Source organism: Limosilactobacillus pulli, assembly GCF_947381555.1.
GTDB lineage: Bacteria > Bacillota > Bacilli > Lactobacillales > Lactobacillaceae > Limosilactobacillus > Limosilactobacillus pulli.
In genome coordinates, this window is sequence record NZ_CANCWQ010000020.1 from 1 (window position 1) to 21,977 (window position 21,977).

The following is a 21,977-nucleotide window of genomic DNA, read 5'->3' on the forward strand; positions in this document are numbered from 1 at the left end:
GGATTCCATGTTTATTTAAGTAAGCATTTCATACAGAGAAGGATTTTCAAAAGTACACAAAATTATTGACACTCTCCAAACTGATACCCGCCCCACATATGCTGACTGATTGGATCAAGCAGAATCGATTGCACATAGCGAACGCGACCAATTGCGTGATGCAGATCAGTATAGCCTAGCGTCACAATATCTAACGAATCAATGTAATTGTTGATTTTGTTACGAAGAACGGCCGCCTGTGTTTTCTGTTGATCGTTAAGCAGCCAATAAACGTTTGGCCCCTCGTAAAGCCAGGCTTCGTTTAGACTGGCTGGGTAGATGCAATTGACAAGGGCATACTGGGCATTGATTGCACCTAGCGAATGACCATAAATATAGTAATGCGCCGTTAAATCCTGCTGCATCAAATGGTTCAACAAACCTGCTGCCGACTTGAGCTGGGAAGGAATCTCGCCAACACGATACTCAACGATTAAGCGACCAATCGGCAGATTAGTGGCCAGCCACTCATTAGACCAAGTCGTTGGGTTACCATGTCTTAAGCCAGATGACCCCCGAAAAAGCACCGTTATCTCATTATGGTCTTGATGATGGTTGACGATAATTGTCCCTCGCAGACCATTCTGCTTATAAAATGCTCGTTTAACACGACCAATTCGCTTACCACTAGATAATCTAACATGGTCGCCAACACCTAATGGCTGATATTCCAAACCGGCCAGTTCAACTCGTTGCTGATCCGTTAACTGAGCGTTTGCATCCATTCTTTCACCTCAAAATAAAAAACGACTTCAATGATCGGTATGACCTATTGAGTCGATTTTATCATACTTATTTACTTTTCTTGAATTGGCATTTCGTAAACGTATGAGGTTTCTTCAGGACGATAAACGCCATGCAGAGTTCCCACGCGCGTAAAGCCGTACTTTTCAATCAGATGCTGCATTGGCTGGTTGTCTTCGTGAGTATCGATCCGCAGTGACTTGATGCCCTTTGGATTCTCCTTAACATAGTCGATTACGTTTTTAAATAAACCGGAAGCGTAGCCATTGCCGGCATGGTCAGAGTGAATGGCAACTCGGTGAATAACCAGGTAGTCATCAGTATCAACGAGCCATTTGCCATCCAATTCATCGTAAGAATGGTCAGGTGCTGTTACGATTGCAAAAGCTCCCACCGTTTCATGATCGTCGGAATGTACCAGGTATGCAAAGCCATGTTCGATATCTTCTTGGATATGTTCAACGTTTGGATAATCGCCTTGCCATTGATCAATTCCACTTTCCGCCAACTGATTGCGGCCATCACGCAGAATTTCGACAATGCGGTCCAGATCCTTCATTTCGGCTTTTTCAATATGCATAGCACAACCTTCTTTCCTTAAAATATCAAGCGTTAATCAATTTAACATATTTTGCAGAAAATTGACAATAAAATGGTCAAATTCACCAAAGCGACTTAGAATAACATCATCAACATTGATACGAGGCGAACATTTTGAAATATAACTTTTGGCTTAAAATTATGCTGACAATCTGTCTGATGATGACCATGGTTTCATCGGTCAAAGCAGCCGCACTGAATTCTCAAAAATACGTTCAGTCAACTACGCCAACCTTTTTCTTTCATGGCTGGGGCAGCGGGGCGCATGCCGAACACCACATGGCTCAAGCCGCGATTGATGCCGGCGTTACCAAAACCGTCATCGTGGCCAATGTCGCGCAAAACGGTACGGTCGAGCTGGAAGGCAAGATTCCCCACGGCGCGATCAACCCAATCATTGAAGTCAACCTGATCGATAATGAGAACTCAAACTACACTACGGATGGTCATTACGTTGCCGCGGCCATTCAAAAAGTGTGCCAAACTTATCATTTTAAAAAATATCAGGTTGAAGCTCATTCCATGGGCAACATGGCGTTTCTTTATTGTCTGCTGCAAAACGCTAATAATTCTAAGTTTCCTAAGCTGCAAAAAGAAGTCGCCATGGCGGGTACCTTTGATGGCGTGATTGGCTGGAATCAACCCGCTAACCTGCAGTATAACGAGCAGACCGGCGAAGCCACGCCAGCCACTAAATCCTATCAGAAACTCAAAAAACTGCGCCGTACCTATCCCACCACCGCCCATATCTTAAACATCTATGGCGATCTGGGCGATGGCACCGACAGTCAGGTAGACAACAAATCATCTAAAGCCTTGAAGTACCTGGTCGTTGGTCGGGCCAAATCATATCAGGAGCAGCGCATCACGGGGGCCAATGCCAAACATGAGCTTTTGCACCGCAATCCACAAGTCGACGCAATCTTGATCAAGTTTTTATGGGGCAAATAAACAGCACGGCATCACAAGGAATGACGATGCGACCTTATGACATCTAAGTTTTGAATACTCTTGGCCGCAATCCTGAGCGCATCGTTGAATATCGGAATGAACAACTGGCAGCTTAATTTTAAAAGTTTGTCCGGATTTTGCCTTGCACTTCAAAACGATTATGCAACTACCTACTATCGGCTAAAAAATTCAAAATCATAGGTAAAACAGTCACGAATCTCCCTTCTCTGGATCGAACAGTATTGACACGTCGCGTAATCTGTCAATTATCTGCCTAACCGAGCCGACAGAAACACTGACAGCTGGGTGAACGTTCATGATCCTAAATCCGGTTTCCTGTAAAGCCAACGCACAATCAGGAATGAATCGCTGTTCCATCAAGAATCGCCCTAACGAATATACATCCATAATCAGAGCTCCTAGGTAATACCGTGCTACTCACAAAAACAGCTATGGCGATCTAACTACTTTAAACTGCTTAATGCGGTATCGATTGGCTGGTTGCCGTCGTGCATCATGATCATCTTGCCAATCGTATTCGAATGTTCCAGACTTCCTACCAGCACCGCGGCAACATCAGAAATCGCGTTATGCCCTGAATTGCCATCATTCAAAGCAACCATCCCCGTAGCTGGACGATCATCCAAGATTCCCGCCTGGATGATCGTCCAATCCAATCCCGGATGATCAATCAGCCAGCGATCCGCATAGAACTTGGCGATATTATAATCAGTAATGGCTTTTAAGGCCGGAATCTCCGCCCATTTATCCTGTTCAAGCGCGAACGCAGAGCTCAGCTGAATGAAGCGTTTGATGCCATTTTGCCGGCTTGCTTCTGCCAGTTTGACGCTGCCGTTTAGATCAACCTGCAGCAGATCCTTGCCACGAGATCCCGCTGTAAAAATTACCGCATCCACTTGACCCAGTGCTTTTTGCAGTTCCGTAACGGAGGCATGCAGATCAAGCTTGACTTTTAAGATGTCTGGTTGATTGATCTTTTCTGGCTGACGAGCCCCTGCGACTACTTCATGACCTGCTTTTTGGAGCTCGGTAACTACAGCTTGCCCCACTCGTCCCGTAGCTCCAGCGACAAAAACTTTCATTGTAATCTCCTTTCAGCTGTACTAGTGATTTACCATTAGCTTATACTAACTTTTTGTAAGCATAAAGACAAATTTTTAGTCTTCCAACAGTCAATTCCGTTCTATCATCCTTAAAGGCGTCAGTGATTGGTCTTTTATCGCTGCGGAATAGTTGCAAACCATCGCTAATCCGGCTGTAGAACAGTGACAGTCGGATTAGTTTGACTGATGGCCACTTGCTTGAGCACTCGTTGCGTCATTTGAAAATAATTCTTATAAAGCGCCGTGTAGCGTCCCGTATTCTTATCAACGAGCCATGGCTTATGACGACCGCAATAGTGCAGAATTACCGTATGTTTGATGACCCAGTCCAGCGTCCACTCGCCAAAGCTGATCGTCTCATAGGTCTGGCCTTTACGGGCATCAAAATTATAAAGCTGATCGGGAACCGTTTTGATATCCTTGCCATATAACGCATTCAACACGTCCTGGTCAGGCAGCAGCAAGACGTGTTCGCGGATATATTCGTAGATGTCTTCCGCATGAACCCGCTGCCGGATCAGATCAAGATTCATCAACAACACGCCTGAATTATAATAGCCATCCGCGTCAAAGTTCTGCAGGCGAATCTTATTGATGACTTCCGTGGTACCAGTCAAGCCGGTATGAATTGCTGAAGCATATAGACAGCCATCCAAATCCGTATCATAAAGCGGTCCAATATCATTAATGCACAATACGTCAGCATCCAGATATAGAATGCGATGCAGCTGTTTTGGCAAGTATTGATGAGCCAGCAGACGATAATAGATGGTCTTAGGATAGCGGTCGGTAACCGGTGCCTGGTCAAATTCCTCGTCTTTAATCACAATTGGATGATAATGCATTCCCCATAGCTCGCAGATTTGCTTGATTTCCTTGGTATGGGCCAGTTTTTGTGATTGAATCACATACACGTCAATCTGGCACGATTGGGAATTGAGTCGGATCGAATTTAGGACCGTCAGCATTTGACGCCAAAATCGATCATCAATTGAAAACAATAGATTCAAAATGTTCACTCCTCATAACAGCTATTAGTTCCATTTTAGATGACCAGACAAATTTTGCACGAAGCAAATGATCCAAAACGTTTCTTAGACCAATTCAACCACCAAGCGATTGCGTAGCCTTAATTTATGGCTTTCTACTTGTAAAACAGCTTAAATTGGCTTACGATCGAATGGTGACATTTGCGACTATAATTATTTTAAGAAGGAAAGATTTATGGAACAAGCAGCACAATTGGAGGCCATCAAACGCTATACCATTCAAAAACTGGGCAGCGACAGTACCGGACACGGTCTCGACCATATTATGCGCGTCGTACGAATGACCAAAAAATTGATTGAAACCGAGGCTGCCAATGAGTTTATTGCCGTTGCCGCGGCCTACCTTCATGATACGATTGATGAAAAACTGGTAATCAGCGTGCAGGAAGCCGAAGAAGAATTAGAGGATTTTTTGCGACGCATTGATCTAACTAATGAACAGATTCAAGCAATCATGGATATCATTTCCAATATGTCATTTGCCGATACGCTAGGCGATGCACGACCAACCTTATCGCGCGAAGGACGGATCGTGCAGGATGCCGACTGGCTGGATGGTCTGGGCAGTATTGGCATCACTCGGGCTGTCTATTACGGTGGCAGCCATGGCGAGCGCATCTATGACCCGCTGATCAAGCCGCGTGAACACATGAATCGTGAAGAATACCGCACGGAACGCGATGAGACTGTCATTAATCATTTTTACGAAAAACTGCTGAAGATCAAAGACATGCTAAATACAGAAACGGCTCGCAAAATAGCCGCTCATCGTCAGCAGATCATGGAAGACTTTTTAAATGAGTTTTTCTTGGAATGGGATGCCAAAGCCTAATTTGCAAACTAAAAGCCAAGCTGCCGGATACGGTGCTTGGCTTTTTGATTGGACGGTTAATTTTCCCGCCTTTATTTGTAAACATTAAGCTTTTTGATTCGTTACCGCTGTTTCTTGCCCCAGTACTGAAACAGATCCGTTCTTAAGGCACCATTGTAAAGCTTACGGCGTTTGGTAGCTTTTTGGCCATAGTAGGTTTCAAACTCTAAATCGGCCGTCAAGATATACTTGCTCCAAGTCGTCATTGGCCTATAGATCTCGCCCATTTGCCGATACAGCTCGCGGACTGAATCCTGATCGCTCAAACGCTCACCATATGGCGGGTTGGCAACAATCACACCATTGATCTTGTCAGTGTGCCAATCCTTGACTGCCAGCTGCTTAAACGTGATGTCATGCGTCAAGCCAGCCGCCTGACAGTTTCTCTGAGCAATATCAATCATATTCTGATCAATATCATAGCCATGAATATCCAGTTCGATGTCGTAATCGGCCTTGGCGTCAGCCTCATCACGTACATCATCGCTTAGATTTTCTGGCATCAGGTTGATCCACCGCTCACATTGAAAGTCGCGATTGATGCCGGGAGCAATATTATGACCAAGCAAAGCAGCCTCGATTGGAATCGTTCCTGAACCACAAACGGGATCAACGAATGGATTGTCAGGGAACCAGTGGGCAAGCATCACCAGAGCCGCGGCCATGTTTTCTTTTAATGGCGCGCCCCCCTTACCCTTGCGATAGCCGCGCTTGAACAGGCTGGGGCCAGTCGTATCAAGCGTTAACAGTACGTGATCCTTATTGATAGCAACTTCCAGCGGATAGGTCGCCCCGGTTTCACTCAGCCGCGTCCGTCGATGATAGACGGTACTCAAACGGTCAACGATTGCTTTTTTGACGATTGCCTGTACGCTGGGAACATTATGCAGCTGTGAGTGATGACTCTTGCCCTCAACCGGAAAAGCCGCGTCAATCGGCAGCAGGTCTTCCCATGGCAATACCTTGGTCTGTTCAAACAGGCTGTCAAAGTCAGTCGCGTCAAACTCACCCACGATAATCTTGACCCGATCAGCCGTCCGCAGCCAGAGATTGGCCACCATGATATCGCACATATCACCTTCAAAGCGCACGCGGCCATTTTCAACCCGCGTTTCATAGCCCAGTGCTCGCAGCTCCTTGCCTACCAAGGCTTCAATCCCGGCTGCAGCAGTAGCTATCAAATGAAATTTTTGCAATATTAAAACTCCTCATGAAAAATTTGCTGACATCATTTTACCATAATTTTCAATCAAGAACTGGCCAGATGAATGTTTGCTCACATCACGTTTTAACTTTTGGCATTCGATCGTTTCAATGCTTTTAGCAAAATCATTGAACCCAAAACACCAATCAGAGCATAGCCGCACCCCAACCAGCCAATCTGTGCCAATTTAATGTACCGAATACCAATCGAGGCCGTCAATGAGCCAATCGTCACCCCAATATTCGTACAGATTGGATTCAATGATGATGCCAGATTCAGTGCCACAGGAAAATCCCGCTCAGCCGTATTCAAAAACATTACCTGCAGCATCGATCCTGGCATTCCCAGTGCATAACAAAGCAGGCCGAGATTAAGTAAACCGCTCCAGGCATTCTTTACGGTTAATGGAAGCATCAGCAGCAACACTAAAACCATGCCGCTGACCCAACCAATCTTTTGCGTGCCATAACGTTCAATCAGCTGGCCTGCCGTCAAATTTCCTAAATTAAACATGATACCGATTAATCCCAGCAGCAGGCTCAATTGATTAACGGAAAAGCCCAGCTGCTTAACGATTAAAGGACGGATGTACGTATAAAACGCATATTCGGCAGCCATTAATGTAATCATGACTACGATGCCCCAGACAATTCGCGCATCTTTAAACATACTTAGCTGGCCATTTAAATTTCCAGCCATCTGTTCTGAATAGCGCGGCAATATCTTAGCCAGCAAAAACCAGATCAGTATCGAAAAAATAGAGATAATACCAAAGCTCACTCGCCACGAAAACGCCGCACTAATTATGGTTCCAATCGGCACGCCAATAATCGTAGCAATGCTAAATCCAGCAAAGACAGCTGCTACGGTCATTCCCCTTTTTTCCATTGGCGTAAGTAGACTGACAAAAGCCAAAATCAATGAAATAATTACACCGGCAACTGCTGCTGTAATTATCCGTGAAACAAACAGCCAAAATAAATTAGGCGTCAGTGTCGTCAACGTATTGCCAATGCAAAAAATTCCCATCAGCCACATTAGGACTCGATATCGTGGCCAACGATTGGTCCAAGCCGTTAAAACTGGTGTTATACCAGCATAGACAATTCCAAACAGCGTAACCAGCAAGCCCAGCGAAGACAATGAAACATTAAAGCTTTGAGCCAGATCAGAAATAATCCCAACAATCATAAATTCATTACAGCCTAACAGGAACGCCGTTAGAACAAAAATACCCGTCTGTAGTTTTAGCTTATTCAGCAATGATTTTCCCTCCGAATTAAAAAATGGCCTGCAGCCTATGAAAAACATAGTCTGCAAGCCATTATTTTTTATTTATCTGAAATTCTCTTTCAGGTGACTTACTAATTAATTTGCCGAATTATTTTAAATAATTTTAGCGAAATCTGTCAAGAAAAAATTGTGATTCCAATTCATCCTTGATCGTCTGCCACATCATTGCGTGTTGATGATTGAAAAACTTAGGCGCATCGTCCAAAGAAAAGTAACGGGTCTGCACCGTCTCGGTCGGTTTAAAAGCAGCTTGTCGACTGTTGACTTTCTTAACCAAAAAGAAGGCATTAATTGGCTGAACTTGATCGCCATTTGGATAAGTATAGAATTCTTGATCCGAAATCTTAAGCAGTTTGACTGGCTCAACCTCAATTCCGGCATCTTCTTTAAATTCACGCTTGACCGTATCCCGAAACGACTCGCCAAATTCCATATAACCGCCCGGAAACCCCCAATCACCAGTATCGGCCCGCTCCTGGAGCAACACTTGCTTTCTTTCATTAACCAAGGCTCCTGAGGCACTAGTCATAATCAACGGCCGATGCCCGACTTTGGCTCGTACATCTTTGATATATGACATTTTGATCGTCACTTTCTTTCATTGTTATATCGATCATTCTATCATCTTGTCTAGAAAAGAACCAAATACCGACCATTTGCTTTATGAAGCTTAGGCATGCCAATGCTCTTGTTTAAACTGTTCTCGACCGCCAGCTTCCTCTTTAGCATAGCGTTCTGGATTCTTTTTATAGAACTGTTGATGATAATCCTCAGCTAAATAAAACGGCTGGGCTTCCTCAATTTTAGTAACGATTGGATCATCGAAAATCCCACTATCAGCCAGTTTTTGTCGCGATGTCTCGGCAATCCGCCGTTGCTCATCATCCTTAACGAAGATTACAGGGCGGTAGTTGTCGCCACGATCTTGAAACTGACCCATGGCATCGGTTGGATCAGTCTGATGCCAGTAGATCTCAACCAACTGTTCGTAAGAAACCTTGGCGGGATCAAACGTAATGCGCACCGCTTCCGTATGACCAGTCGTTCCCGTTTTAACCTGTTCATAGGTCGGATTTTCAACGTGCCCGCCCGTATAACCAGATTCTACCTTTTCAATGCCGGGGTAGGTATCAAATGGCTCAACCATGCACCAGAAACATCCCCCAGCAAAAATTGCCGTCTCAAAACTCATCTTGACTGCCCCTTTCTTTAACTAATTACTTCGTGCCGTAAATGTCCCAAGCAGCTTTTTGGGCACCCTTGTAAGTCTTTTGAATTACCTTCTTGGTTTCTTCAGTTTGGTATGCCTTAACGACCTTCTTGTAGACTGGATTATCCTTGTCCTTTTCCTGAACGGCAATAACGTTTACATAAGGCTTGGCTTTCTTGTTGATTGGTTCCATGTAAAGCGAGTCCTTGCCTGGTTTCAATTTAGCTGAAACGGCGTAATTTCCGTTGATTACCGCGGCATCAACTGAACTCAGCGCCCGAGCAGCCGTTGCCGGGTCAACTTCTTTGAATTTCAGGTTCTTAGGATTACTCGTAATGTCATTTAATGATGGCTTGATGCCGCTGCTCTTTTTAACCTTGATCAAACCGGCCGACTGCAGCATGTTCAAGCCACGGCCCAAAGTAGTAGGTTCGTTTGGAATGGCGATCGTGGCCCCATCCGGCAGATCCTTAAGTGAGCTGTATTTCTTTGAGTACAGACCCAATGGCGAGATCACCGTATTACCAATGCTTACCAAATGAGCATTTTGTGACTTGTTGTAAGATTCAAAATAGTACTTGGTCAAGCAGGAGTGCATATCAATCTTGCCATCTTTCAAGGCCTTGTCTGGTTGCACGTAATCATCAAAGACCACGTATTCAATATTGATCCCCTGTTTTTTCAGCCGCGCCTTAACATTATTCCAAACGGGCTCTGAATCCGTACCGACCAACCCTAATCGCACCGTGGTCGTCTTAGGCTTTGCCGTTCGCTTATAGATTAGGCCAATCGCACCGGCAGCAACGACCACTAATGCAATAATGGCAATAATCCAGTTTCGACGTCGCTTTTTTCTCATAATGTCCTCCTTAGTGCTGCTAAAAAATAAAAACGCCCCTAAAAACAGCTTTGCAGCTGCTTTTAGGGACGTCTGACAGTCATGTTCAGCGTGTTACCACCCTTATTCAAGAATGCATCACGGCACTCTCCTCGGCAAGTTCTCGAAAATTCGAAAACCCCGACTTTGATAACGGCGTCACCCCGTGATACGCTCACCAATGGCTCACATATCAAACCGCTCCAAGACCATCTTCACTGGCTGTGACCGATCGCTTCCCACCATTAACGACTCTCTAAGCGGCCTTTACCAGATACTCATCTTTTCTCAGCACTTTTTAACTTAATTTTCATAAACCATCTTAACTGAATCGACGACGACTGTCAACAAGAATCTCAAAAATTTTAATCTATTATAGGCAAAAACCTTCATCATCAATCGGAAATCGACAGTGCCAAACAGCCAAACTCACCAGCGATTGCCGATTCTCAGCTTGGCAGCACTAACTTTAGGATGGCTGACCTCATCAGTTTCCAAAAAACACCGCCGCGGATTGCAGCGATGCTTTTTCTTAATCAGTTATCTTCATCGGCCATTATTGAAATCACGTTCAACTCGGTAAATCTGGTAGTAAATGGTGCCATCCGCAGCCCGGCAACCCGTTTTTCAATGGCCTGCTGCAAACTGGCCGGAACATGCATAAACTGCAGATCCCGTACTTGCGCGTACTGATTCTCCCGGTTGACCAACAGCAACGTCGCGCTATATGCGGTATAGCGAATCAGTCCCAAGACTTCATTACCGGCAATCATAATCCCTGTCTGCCCTTCTTTTAGCGATTCGCATTCTTGGCGAATATCTGCCCAGTAGTGCACCGCTTTTTGCAATTCAGCGTTTTCATGCCCCCAAGGAAAATAGCGCCGATTATCGGGATCCTTGCCACCTTCCACGCCAGCTTCATCCCCGTAATAGACGCAGGGGATTCCCGGCAGGTTAAATAGTAGGGCAAACGAGATTTTTACCAGTGGCACGCTTTGATTCAAAACGGTCAGAATGCGTTCGGTATCATGAGTCCCAAGGTTATTTAGGCAATCAAGCAGGAAATTGCGTGGATAATTTTCCACCAGCGTCAATAAATCTTCACCAGCTTTAATCAAATCGCAATGACCGTTCAGCAAACTGATTACCCATTGGCGCAGCGGATAGTTCATTGTGCCATACAGATTGTCGCCGCTGACATAGGGACGCCGATGACCATAGCTAACCTTGCTGGAGGCATCCTCCCAGACTTCGCCAATCAGAATGCGATCATCATAACGGTCCAGGTTATGCCGAATTTCTCGCAGAAAGTCATCTGGCAACTCATCAGCAACGTCTAGCCGCCAGCCATCAACCCCCAGATCATTCCATTTAGTCAAGACACTGCCCCGTTCACCATAAATGAACTGCTGGTAGCTGGGATTATCCTTATTGACCGTCGGCAGATCATCAACTCCCCACCAACAGTCATATTGATCCGGATAATGCTTGAAATTGAACCATTCGTAATAAGAACTGTTTTTATCATTAGCGGCTCCGGTCTGCTCGCCGTAGAGATGACCGGCATTGAAATAGCGGCTGTTTTTGCCCACATGATTGAAGACGCCATCCAAGATCAGATGCATATCGTTTTCATGCAACATCGTGACCAGCATTTTAAAGTCTTCTTCAGTTCCCAGCATCGGGTCAATTTTCAAGTAGTCATTGGTATCATAGCGATGATTGCTTGAGGCCTCAAATATCGGGTTCAAATAAAGCGCGGTTACGCCTAACCGTTTAAGATAGGGAAGTTTAGTAATGATGCCACGCAGATTGCCGCCATAAAAATCCCAGCGCGCAATTTTGTGGTTCTCATCATAGATATACATCGGCCGATCGTCAGTAGTGGCGTACAAAAACGTATTTGGCTTCTTCCCGTCAATTTCACCATGCGGATTGCCGTTTGCAAACCGATCCGGAAAAATCTGGTAAAAAACCGCATTGCGATACCATTCCGGTCGCGGTACCTGCCGATCATAACAGGTCAGCTGAAACGGCTCAACTTTACTGATATCAGTGGTTTCTTTACCCAAGCCGCCATGCAGATGTCCCAAGTAGAGCGCGGCATCATTTTCGCGGCGCACTCGGAAATAATAGTGGTATAAGCCGGAAGTCGTAATCTTGATCTCACCAGTATATTTATCTGACTCATCTTCATCTTGAGTCAGCGGGTAAAAAACCGTGTTCTCATCCAGCTTGGTAACGCCAACCGCGACCTGCGTAACATTTTGGCAGTCAACCCTAACGCTGAACTGAACATTATTACCGGCCTGCAGTGCCCCAAAAGGCTGCTTGAACTCCAGCTGCCAGGCATTGTAATGGATCTGCCCCAAAGCAGTCCCCCCTTACTTGTTTGGCGTCAGTTTCCAAACATCATCAACGTAGCGGTCAATCGTCAAATCAGATGAGAAGTGGCCAGCATTGGCAGTGTTGATCAGACTCATCTGGGCCCAGTGCTTAGGGTTACGGTAGGCTTGATCAACCTTGTCTTGAGCTTCAAGGTAGGATTCAAAGTCGCGCAGCACAAAGAACTGATCGCCATTATACTGAACCAGCGATTCAAAAATCTCACGGCCTTCCATGCTGATGTTTGGAATCGTGCCATCAACAAATGCATCCACAACACGATGAATAACCGGATCGTTCTCATAGTACTCGCTGGCATGATATGAATTGTCGGCATAGTAGCGGTAGACTTCCTGTGATGAGAGCCCAAACGTAAAGATATTGTCATCACCAACATAATCATGAATCTCAATGTTGGCGCCATCCATTGTAGCTACGGTCAAAGCACCATTGGCCATCAGCTTCATGTTGCTGGTTCCGGATGCTTCCTTTGAGGCCAGTGAGATCTGTTCAGAAACATCGGCAGCTGGAATAATCCGATCAGCCAATGAAACGTTATAGTTTTCCAAGAAGACGACCTTGAGCTTATCGTGAATATCGGGATCGTTGTTGACCAGGTTAGCAACTTCATTGATGCACTTGATCACGGCTTTAGCATATTGATAGCTTGGTGCTGCCTTGGCGCCAAAGATGAAGACGCGTGGGTAGATGTCGGCATTTGGATTGGCTTTTAGATCCTGATAGAGCTTGACGATGCGCAGCAGATTCAGCAGTTGACGCTTGTAGGCATGCAGCCGCTTGATCTGAACGTCAAAGATGGCTTTTGATGAAACCTCGATTCCAGTCTGCTGCTTGATAAACTTGGCCAGATCACGCTTATTAGCCTGCTTGGCGGCAATCAGCTGATCCAAGACCTTGTTATTGCTCCGGTACTTCAACAGTTTTTCCAACTCAAGCGGATTCTCGCGCCAGTCAGTACCGATTTCCTGATCCAAAATAGCAGCCAGCCGCGGATTGTCAATAGTCATCCAGCGCCGCAGCGTTACCCCATTGGTCTTGTTGTTAAAGCGTTCGGGGTAAAGCCGATAGAAGTCGTGCAGTACCTCTTTTTTCAGCAGCTCGGTATGCAGCTTGGCCACCCCGTTGATACTGTGTGAACCAATAATTGCCAAGTGTGCCATGTGAACCTGGTTGTTGAAAATGATACGCGTACGGTTGATGAAGTTTTGGTCGTATTTGCCTTCCAAAGACAGGACAAAGCGTCGATCGATTTCTTGAATAATCTGCAGCACCCGTGGCACTTCTTGCTGCATCATATTGATATCCCAGCGTTCCATCGCCTCAGCCATGATCGTGTGGTTGGTGTAGCTCATTACGTTGACCGTTACCTTCCAGGCGTCTTCCCAGCTCAGACCATGCTCATCCATCAACAACCGCATCAATTCGGCGATGGCCATTGATGGGTGCGTATCGTTGATGTGCACGGCAACGTATTGATCCAGCTTGGTCAATGGCTGATCGTACTTTTTCAGATAGTGGTTGATGATGCTTTGCAGACCAGCTGAAACAAAGAAGTATTCTTGGCGAATTCGCATCCGGCGACCATCTTCAGTTGAATCGTCCGGATAGAGCACGCTGGTCAAATCTTCAACACGACGCAGATCATCAATCGTGCGGTACTTGCTTTCCTCATCTTCGGGAATTTCGGCATCCCAAAGCCGCAGCGTGTTGACAACGCCATTTTCATAGCCAACCATTCCAGTATCATATGGCACGGCTTTAATCAGCTGCGAACCTTCATATACCGGTACCAATTGACCATTTTGCGGCTTCAAGAAAACCTGCCCACCGAAGCGTACCATTACGGAATGAGTCTCCCGGCGTTCTTCCCAAACGTTGCCTTCATTGAGCCAGTTGTTTGGCAATTCAACCTGGTAGCCGTCGATGAACTTTTGCTTAAACAGACCGTATTTGTAGCGAATCCCATTACCATTGCCGGCAAAACCATCACTGGCCAAAGCGTCCATAAACGATGAAGCCAGTCGTCCCAGCCCACCATTACCAAGCGCCATGTCGTTTTCTTGTTCGACGATCTTTTCAAAATCAACGCCCAGATCTTTCATGCCGTCTTTAACGATGTCCAGCCAGCCCAGGTTAAACAGATTGCTTTGCAGCATTCGGCCTGGCAGAAATTCAATTGAAAAGTAGTACAGCTGCTTTTTGCGCTGCTGATCATAGCTGCGCCAGGTATGATGCCAATTTTGGTTATAGGCTGACTTCACCATGCCTGCCAAGACCTTGTACATGTCAAAATATGAGGCCTCGTCAATATCCAGCGCCAGATCATCTTTTAAATGCCGCTTAAAATCCTGCTTAAACTGTGATTTTGTTAAACTCAAATTTCTATCCCCTCTCAGTTTTTCACAATCAAAAACTAAAACAGTGATTTATACATATCCAGATAGGCCTGGCTCTGCTTGTCCCAGCTAAAGTCCTTGGCCATTGCGTTTTGCATCAGATGACGCCAGACTTTTGGCTGCTGATAGGTTGCCATGGCCTCTTTAATGGCCTCCATCATGTAAAAGCCACTAAACTGTTCAAATCCAAAGCCTGTCCCTGCGTTGGTGATTGGATTATATGGCTCGACGCTGTCTTTTAGCCCCCCAATCTGGTGAACGATTGGCAGCGTACCATAACGCATCGAAATCATCTGGGAAAGTCCACATGGCTCAAAGTCAGACGGCATCAAGAACATGTCAGCGCCTGCGTAGATGCGTTGCGCCAGACCAACGTCAAACTCAATCTTGGCGCCAAACTTATCATGATGAACGCCGTTGAACCAGCGGAAATCGTGCTCAAAGTTGGCATAGCCCGTCCCCAGCAAGACGACTTGTACGTCAAACTTCATCAGGTTTTCCATCTCATTGACGACCAGCTGGAAGCCTTTTTGATAGGTCAGCCGACTGACAATCCCAATCAAAGGCACGTCTGGACGCTGTGGTAAGCCAAATTCCTTTTGCAAAGCTGCCTTGTCCTTGGCCTTCCCCTTGAGATCCTTGATTGAATAGTTGGCCGCCAGATTCTTATCAGTAGCCGGATTATTGACGTCATAGTCGATTCCGTTCAAGATTCCGCACAGCTTAAAGTTTTCCATGCGCAGCACTTCGTCTAAATGACAGCCAAACTCAGGCGTCTGAATTTCGGCGGCATAGCTTGGACTAACCGTGTTGACGCGATCAGCATATAAAATCCCGGCCTTCATAAAGTTGACTGCGGTACCAAACCGAACCGTACCATCGTCATAGCGTACCGGTGACATGCCAAACAGCTCTTCTAAGACCTCGCGCCCATATTCGCCTTGGAATTCCAGGTTATGAATCGTCAGAACCGTTTTGATGTGATGATAAGGTCCGACCCAGCCATATTTTTCCTTGAGCAGAAATGGCATAAAGGCCGTGTGGTAGTCGTTGCAGTTCAAAACGTCGGGCACCCAGTTGTAGCGACCCATCAATTCACAGGCGGCCTGTTGGAACCACGCGAACCGCTCACCATCATCATAGTAGCCGTAAAGCTTAGGGCGATCAAAATAATAGCGGTTGTCTAAAAACATGTAGCGCACACCGTCTTGGTAGAGTGTTTCAACACCACAGTATTCGGTCCGCCATCCAACCTTGACCTCAAATGAGCCCCAGCTTTCCATTTTTTCTTGGAACTTGCCAGGCATCCAGCGCCACAGCGGCAAAACGACTCGCACCTCATGGCCTTTTTTGGCAAGGGCTTTCGGGAGCGCGCCGACCACGTCACCCAGACCCCCACTCTTAAAGAATGGTGCACATTCGGCCGCCGCAAACATAATTTTCATGATTAATTCGCCTCTTCTTCCGTACTGATCAGGTTGGCCTCCACACGCGTATTCTTTGGTACAACCAGAATATGGTCTGGCGTACCCATGATCTTGACGCCTGGCTTGACAACCACGTTTTTGTCCAGAATTGCCCAGTGAATTTCGGCATCATGGCCGATTCGTGCGTTTGGCATTACAATCGAATCGGTTACAACTGCCTTTGGATCAACTACCGACCGTCGAGAGATCAGGCTGTCTGATACCGTACCATAAATGTCGCAACCAGTTGCCAGATGACTGTTCTTAACCTTGGCATGCTTGTCATAGTAGGTGGCAACCTCATTGCGCGTCCGCGTGATGATACGCTGATTGGTGTAGAGCAGCTCATTCATCTTATCGGAGTCAAGCATGTCTTTGTTGGCTTGATAGTAGCTCTGCAGGTCATAGATATTCTGCAGATAGCCGACGTATTCGTAGCCACCTGCCAGACCAGGCTTTGGCAGCTGTTCTTTCAAGAAGTCATCCAGCTGAGCCGGTGCATCCAGCTGCTGGCCCTTGCGCAGTGCATCAATCAGCCAGCGGGTGTCGGCAATGTAGACATTCATTGACAGGTTGAAGGTCCCCGTTTGATCAGCCAGCTTGGCAAATTCATCACAAGTAATCACGTTGCCCAGACTGTCAAAACTCAAGATATTGTCGTATAAGGCAATCTCATCAGCATTCGTTCGACTGTAGATCACCGTCAGTGGTTTGTCGGTCTGCTTGTGAATCTTTAAGGCTGCCCGCAGATTCAGATTGCACAGCATCCGGGTTCCCATGATTACCGTGTAGGCCGTGTGCGATTTTTCCAAGAATTCAATCGTATTGGTGAAGTATTTTTCACCAGCTGCTTTTTTATTCTCGCTGTCTTGGAAATAGTTGACGTATTGATAAGAACCAATCGCATCCAAACCCCATTCACGACCGCCGCCCAGATGATCAAAGACGGAACGCACCTTGTCTTCATCCTCAATCAGCTGCACGTTGCGGATCCCGGCATTAACGACGCTGGAGAGCTCAAAGTCGATCAGACGGTACTTGCAGTCAAAAAACAGCGTTCCCAACGGCCGTTCGTTGGTTAATGGCTTTAGGGCTTCATCGTTGAGCTCGTCGACGATGATTGCGCACATTTGATTATTCTTCATTTGAAGTTCCCCCTAACGTTTCACCATTGCCGACTACCGCGATGTCGTCATCCCCGCCATCCACGGTTACGCCATCGCCAATCACGGCATTTTCACCGACAATGGCCCGCCGAATCGTAACGTTGCGACCGATGCTGGCCCCCGGCATGATCATGCTGTCAATGACCTCGCTGCCTTCCTTGATCCGTACGTTAGCCGAAAGAATACTGTGCTCGATCTTACCGGCCACATAGCAGCCATCAACAATCATTGACTGTGAGACCTCAGCCGTTTCGGTCAGCATCTGTGGTGGCGCCAATGGGCTGCGGGAATTGATCCGCCAGCTGCGATCCTGCATGTTCAGCCCGTTGTTTGGCTCTAGGAATTCCATATTAGCCTGCCAAAGCGACATAATCGTCCCAACATCTCGCCAATAGCCGGAGAAACGATAGGCATAGACCGGCTCGCCACTGTCCAGGTAGTATGGAATCACGTTTTTGCCAAAGTCGAGCATATTATCGTTTTTGGTAAAGTTGTTGACCAAAACCTCGCGCAACCGCGCCCAGTTAAAGATATAGATCCCCATCGAGGCATGATTGCTCTTTGGTTCGGCCGGTTTTTCCACGAACTCGGTAATTCGATCATGATCATCAGTATTCATAATTCCAAAACGGGAAGCATCTTCCCAAGGGACATCGATGACTGCCACCGTTAGAGATGCACCATTGTCAATATGCTGCTGAAGCATGTCACTGTAGTCCATCTTGTAAATGTGGTCCCCAGACAATACCAGCAGATATTTAGGGTTGATGCTGTCGATATAGTCGATGTTTTGGTAAATGGCATGCGCTGTACCAGCAAACCACTTACTGCCGTCTGGACTGGAGTATGGCTGCAGAATCGTAACGCCAGAATCCAGCCGATCCAATCCCCAGCTGGCCCCGTTACCGATATGGCGGTCCAAGACCAGTGGCTGGTATTGGGTAATCACACCGATATTGCGAATGCCTGAATTGACACAGTTGCTCATCGTAAAGTCAATAATTCGATAACGGCCGCCAAATGGTACCGCAGGCTTGGCCTGATTCTGTGTCAGCTTGCCCAGCCGAGTTCCCTTACCGCCGGCCAATACAATCCCTAACATTTCATCATTCATGATTATGGATGGTGGGCTCCATCCAACACCCCTTTCTATTTGCTCCCCGCTTGCTTGTGTTTTTGGTTGGTTGGCTTCTTTTGTGCCTTTTTGCGTGGCTTTGGCTCACGCCGTGCAATCTTGACATCCTTACCAGGCTTAAGGATCAACGCACCTAAGGACGGTACCGTGGTTTCAATCGTGTACTCATATTCCTTAAACGAATCAGGTTTAGTGTGGCAATCTGGATTATGCTTGGTCCAAGTACCACCAAACTCCTTCATCTCGGTATTGAGAATCTCTTGATAGGTTCCCGGATAAGGTACGCCGATCTTAAAATTGCGTCTTTCAACCGGCGTGTAGTTTAAAATCACGATCAAAAAGTCATGCTTGCGCCTGCCATGACGAATATAGCTCAAGACCGTCTGATCTTTGTTGTCGGCATCAATAATCTCTAATCCTTCATCTTTGGTATCCAGTTCCCAAAGCGATGGATTATCATGATACAAACCGTTCAGTGTCGCGGTAAAGTGCTGCATTGTCTGGTTCAACGGATCATCAAGATCAACCCATTCCAGTGGTGCGTCAAACTTCCATTCCAGATACTGGCCAAATTCGCCGCCCATAAACAGCAGCTTCTTGCCTGGGTGCGTCATCTGCCATACATACAGATTGCGCAACTGGGCGAACTGTTTGTAACGATCGCCCCACATCTTGTTCATCAGACTGCGCTTGCCATGCACGACCTCATCATGTGACAGTGGCAAAATAAAGTTTTCGGCCAACCTATACATAAATGAGAAGGTCAGCTTATGAAAATCGTAGCTGCGATAAATCGGATCCTCACTGTAAAAGTCCAGTGTGTCGTTCATCCACCCCATGTTCCACTTATAGTCAAATCCAAGTGCACCGTCTTCTATTCGGCCCGTAACCTGGACACCGGCCGAGCTTTCTTCGGCAATCCAAAGTGATTCTGGATGTTCCAGCTTGATGGCTCTGGTAGCCTTGTGTAAAAAGTCGTAGCCCTCCAAGTTACGCGTATCACCATATTTGTTAGGCTTCCAAGGACCAAAGTCATAATCAAGATAAATAATGCTTGAGATGGCGTCGGCCCTGATTCCATCAACATGATAGGCATTCAGCCAAAACAGCGCGCTGGAGATCAAAAATGACTGTACCTGTGGCTTGCCCAGGTCAAAGTTCAAAGCACCCCAGCCAATATTTTTAGCTCGATCATTGTCTTCATATTCAAAAGTTGGCGTGCCGTCATAGTAGGCAAGGGCATCATCATTGATGTTGAAATGTCCTGGTACCCAGTCAACAATAACGCCAATGTTGGCCTGATGACAGCTCTCTACAAATTCTTGAAACTGTTCTGGCGTACCATAACTGGAGCAAAGCGCATAAAAGCCGATAATCTGATAACCCCACGATGCTGGCAGCGGATGTTCCATCAATGGCATAAACTCAACGTGACTGTAGTGCATTTTTTTCAGATAAGGAATCAGCTCACGCGTCAGATCACTAAAATCATATGGCGTGCCATCTTCATGAAAACGCCATGAACCGGCATGGACCTCATAAATGTTAAGCGGCCGATTGAAATGATGTTCGCGTTTTTGACGGCCACGCCACAAGCCGTCTTTCCACTTGCGATCAGGAAAATCGATGATCCGGGCCGCGACACCTGGTCGTCTTTCAAAACAGACCGCAAACGGATCAATCTTCATAATCTCGCGTCCCGTACTCTGCTTGACGTTAAACTTATAAAGCTGTCCGGCTTTAGCCTCACTGGTAAAAAGACTCCAAATTCCGAATCGATCTTTTTGCATTGGCATTGAATGCTCATCCCACCCATTAAAATCACCGACCAGCCAAACCTGCTGAGCATGCGGTGCCCAGACCCGAAAAACGAATCCCTCGCCTTCCGGTCGCTTCTCGTGATGGACGCCCAAGATATCTTGAGCCCGATAGTTGGAGCCATCAGAAAAAGCCTGCAGCGAGGCTGACAAATCCTTTTCACTCAGCATTTGATCATCCCTTTATAAAGCTAAATGTAAGTTTCGTGCATAAAACAGCCAATTTATTAGCAAAAAGCAATTTTTATTAATTATTAGAAAGAATTAATTAATGACCCTTTTCAAAAATGAAATTTCGTTTACTGCTTTTACAATTAAAGTATAAATCTACTTAGCGCTTTCAACAACACGAACTTAGTTAAATCTGTAGCATATTATTAATATATCTAATACAAATTTAGCGAATTGTTTCAAAAAAGTGTTTTTCTTGTCAATATGTGTTCGGCTAATTGTAATTTTAACAATCGCTGTTTTTTTATCGTTCATATTAAATTAAGGCTTTTTAATCAATTTGGTTCGTTCCATTTATAAAAATACATCGCTCCATAATTCAAGCTTGGGTGTGATCAATTAAAAACCGGTCGCTTGCTCAGCTTTTGATCATTATCAAGACAAACCATCACCTGATCAATCATTGCAAATAAGCATGGGCAGTCTCGTTTTTCAACTCAGCCTATCAAAACACAGCCGCAGGAACTATCAGCGTTTTTTGAAAGCGGTTGCATTCAATAGTAATAAAAAAACCCGAGCATAACTCGGGCACCTGTAATGCAAATCTCTGTAGGCCATGTTTTGTCGTAACATTGTCACCAGGTCATAACAACGTCGAGGCAATCATCTATCTCAGAGTAAAAACTCTCCCCTGGAATCGCTTCAATTCGCTATCCAAAGCTCCCCTACCGTAGTTTGGGTTTACCGCTTGAGGGGTTTACCGCGTTCCACCAGCACTGTTTCCAATACTGCTTCGTCACTGTGGCACTTTTCAGGGATACTGGGGCATAGCTTACGCCTTAGCCGGTTTTCCCGCCGTCACCGATCAGATCGGTGCCCCGCCTTATTTTTTCAGCGAGCACAAACACTACAGACATCTCAGTCTGTGCGAGCATGGACCTTCCTGACATGATGCATGATCATGCCCGATCGCCCAAGACCTGCATTATTTAAATCAATTTTATTTGCGGACTAGAGCAAATGAGAATCATCACGGTCGTTGCTGTTCAATTGAGAACCAAACACCCGCCGTTCCAGATTCGAAAGCCGCTTCAAGATGTCCATGTTGGTTGCATTTGAAACGGGCTGTGAGCTTGCCGAACGTGGCATGGACGAACCAACCTCCACTTGACGGTTAAGCTCATCGACCTTAGCCTTCAGACGATCGTTTTCATCTTGAAGACGTGCGATTTCTTTATTAAAAGTGTCGTAGTCCTTGATAACATCATCGAGGAAAGAATCAACATCGGAAACGTCGTAGCCTTTACCGATGCTCTTTTCTTTGAACTGTTTTTGCAGGATATCCTGCGGGGTAAACTTAATGCCATCCAACTTAAACACCTCATTGCTTAATTAATCCGTAACACATTAATTAATTCTACCAAACTCAAAAAATTTTTCAAGAGCCAATTTTGCTTT

At 46.0% G+C, this 21,977-nt stretch carries 18 protein-coding genes and 1 other RNA gene; 2 read left to right on the forward strand and 17 right to left on the reverse strand.

The features are described from left to right. Positions 1-62: 62 nt before the first annotated feature. Complete coding sequence (locus QOS03_RS06590) at positions 63-764, reverse strand: hypothetical protein (protein WP_283575805.1); 702 nt, start codon at positions 762-764, stop codon at positions 63-65. 71 nt (positions 765-835) lie between these two features. Further along, positions 836-1,363 carry a GNAT family N-acetyltransferase gene (locus QOS03_RS06595; protein WP_074505094.1) on the reverse strand — a complete coding sequence of 176 codons (528 nt, stop codon included), beginning with the start codon at positions 1,361-1,363 and terminating at the stop codon, positions 836-838. Between the two features lie 134 nt (positions 1,364-1,497). Between QOS03_RS06595 and QOS03_RS06600 the strand changes: the two genes are divergently transcribed. Further along, the gene (locus tag QOS03_RS06600) at positions 1,498-2,334 is read left to right on the forward strand and encodes an alpha/beta hydrolase (protein ID WP_283575806.1); all 837 of its coding nucleotides are present in this window, start codon (positions 1,498-1,500) and stop codon (positions 2,332-2,334) included. Between the two features lie 464 nt (positions 2,335-2,798). On the opposite strand, the gene QOS03_RS06605 is transcribed toward QOS03_RS06600, so the two are convergent. Next, positions 2,799-3,437: an NAD(P)H-binding protein gene (locus tag QOS03_RS06605; RefSeq protein ID WP_283575807.1), complete on the reverse strand. Its 639-nt coding sequence runs from the start codon at positions 3,435-3,437 to the stop codon at positions 2,799-2,801. 164 nt (positions 3,438-3,601) lie between these two features. Beyond that, positions 3,602-4,468, reverse strand: a complete 867-nt coding sequence (locus QOS03_RS06610) for a glycosyltransferase family 8 protein (protein ID WP_283575808.1) — start codon at positions 4,466-4,468, stop codon at positions 3,602-3,604. A gap of 214 nt (positions 4,469-4,682) precedes the next feature. Here QOS03_RS06610 and QOS03_RS06615 point away from each other — a divergent pair, with 214 nt between their 5' ends. Next, complete coding sequence (locus tag QOS03_RS06615) at positions 4,683-5,339, forward strand: HD domain-containing protein (protein ID WP_169462262.1); 657 nt, start codon at positions 4,683-4,685, stop codon at positions 5,337-5,339. A 101-nt stretch (positions 5,340-5,440) separates the two neighbouring features. On the opposite strand, the gene QOS03_RS06620 is transcribed toward QOS03_RS06615, so the two are convergent. From QOS03_RS06620 to gpsB, 13 genes are all read right to left on the reverse strand, one after another. Then, positions 5,441-6,574 (reverse strand): THUMP domain-containing class I SAM-dependent RNA methyltransferase, encoded by a 1,134-nt coding sequence (locus QOS03_RS06620; protein ID WP_283575809.1) that lies wholly within the window; start codon positions 6,572-6,574, stop codon positions 5,441-5,443. 92 nt (positions 6,575-6,666) lie between these two features. Next, a complete protein-coding gene (locus tag QOS03_RS06625) occupies positions 6,667-7,845 on the reverse strand; it encodes an MFS transporter (RefSeq protein WP_326520889.1) in 1,179 nt (392 codons plus the stop codon). Positions 7,846-7,978: 133 nt separating this feature from the next. Beyond that, positions 7,979-8,455: an NUDIX hydrolase gene (locus QOS03_RS06630; RefSeq protein ID WP_283575810.1), complete on the reverse strand. Its 477-nt coding sequence runs from the start codon at positions 8,453-8,455 to the stop codon at positions 7,979-7,981. Positions 8,456-8,545: 90 nt separating this feature from the next. After that, complete coding sequence (msrA, locus tag QOS03_RS06635; RefSeq protein WP_283575811.1) at positions 8,546-9,067, reverse strand: peptide-methionine (S)-S-oxide reductase MsrA; 522 nt, start codon at positions 9,065-9,067, stop codon at positions 8,546-8,548. Between the two features lie 25 nt (positions 9,068-9,092). Next, complete coding sequence (locus QOS03_RS06640) at positions 9,093-9,944, reverse strand: MetQ/NlpA family ABC transporter substrate-binding protein (protein WP_283575812.1); 852 nt, start codon at positions 9,942-9,944, stop codon at positions 9,093-9,095. Positions 9,945-10,498: 554 nt separating this feature from the next. Beyond that, positions 10,499-12,334 carry a glycoside hydrolase family 13 protein gene (locus tag QOS03_RS06645; protein WP_283575813.1) on the reverse strand — a complete coding sequence of 612 codons (1,836 nt, stop codon included), beginning with the start codon at positions 12,332-12,334 and terminating at the stop codon, positions 10,499-10,501. A 12-nt stretch (positions 12,335-12,346) separates the two neighbouring features. Continuing rightward, positions 12,347-14,746, reverse strand: coding sequence for a glycogen/starch/alpha-glucan phosphorylase (locus tag QOS03_RS06650; RefSeq protein ID WP_283575814.1), 2,400 nt, complete (start codon positions 14,744-14,746; stop codon positions 12,347-12,349). A 35-nt stretch (positions 14,747-14,781) separates the two neighbouring features. Further along, positions 14,782-16,209 carry a glycogen synthase GlgA gene (gene glgA, locus QOS03_RS06655; RefSeq protein ID WP_283575815.1) on the reverse strand — a complete coding sequence of 476 codons (1,428 nt, stop codon included), beginning with the start codon at positions 16,207-16,209 and terminating at the stop codon, positions 14,782-14,784. Between the two features lie 2 nt (positions 16,210-16,211). Continuing rightward, positions 16,212-17,375 (reverse strand): glucose-1-phosphate adenylyltransferase subunit GlgD, encoded by a 1,164-nt coding sequence (gene glgD / locus QOS03_RS06660; RefSeq protein ID WP_283575816.1) that lies wholly within the window; start codon positions 17,373-17,375, stop codon positions 16,212-16,214. Then, the gene (locus QOS03_RS06665) at positions 17,365-18,510 is read right to left on the reverse strand and encodes a glucose-1-phosphate adenylyltransferase (RefSeq protein WP_283575817.1); all 1,146 of its coding nucleotides are present in this window, start codon (positions 18,508-18,510) and stop codon (positions 17,365-17,367) included. The genes glgD and QOS03_RS06665 overlap by 11 nt, the downstream gene beginning before the upstream one ends. Positions 18,511-18,545: 35 nt before the next feature. Then, positions 18,546-20,519, reverse strand: coding sequence for a 1,4-alpha-glucan branching protein GlgB (gene glgB, locus QOS03_RS06670; protein WP_283575818.1), 1,974 nt, complete (start codon positions 20,517-20,519; stop codon positions 18,546-18,548). Positions 20,520-21,124: 605 nt separating this feature from the next. Then, positions 21,125-21,500: RNase P RNA component class B (gene rnpB, locus QOS03_RS06675), an RNA gene on the reverse strand. Positions 21,501-21,530: 30 nt separating this feature from the next. After that, entirely contained in the window at positions 21,531-21,890 is a 360-nt protein-coding gene (gene gpsB / locus QOS03_RS06680; RefSeq protein WP_205882323.1) for a cell division regulator GpsB, read from the reverse strand. Positions 21,891-21,977 lie beyond the last annotated feature (87 nt).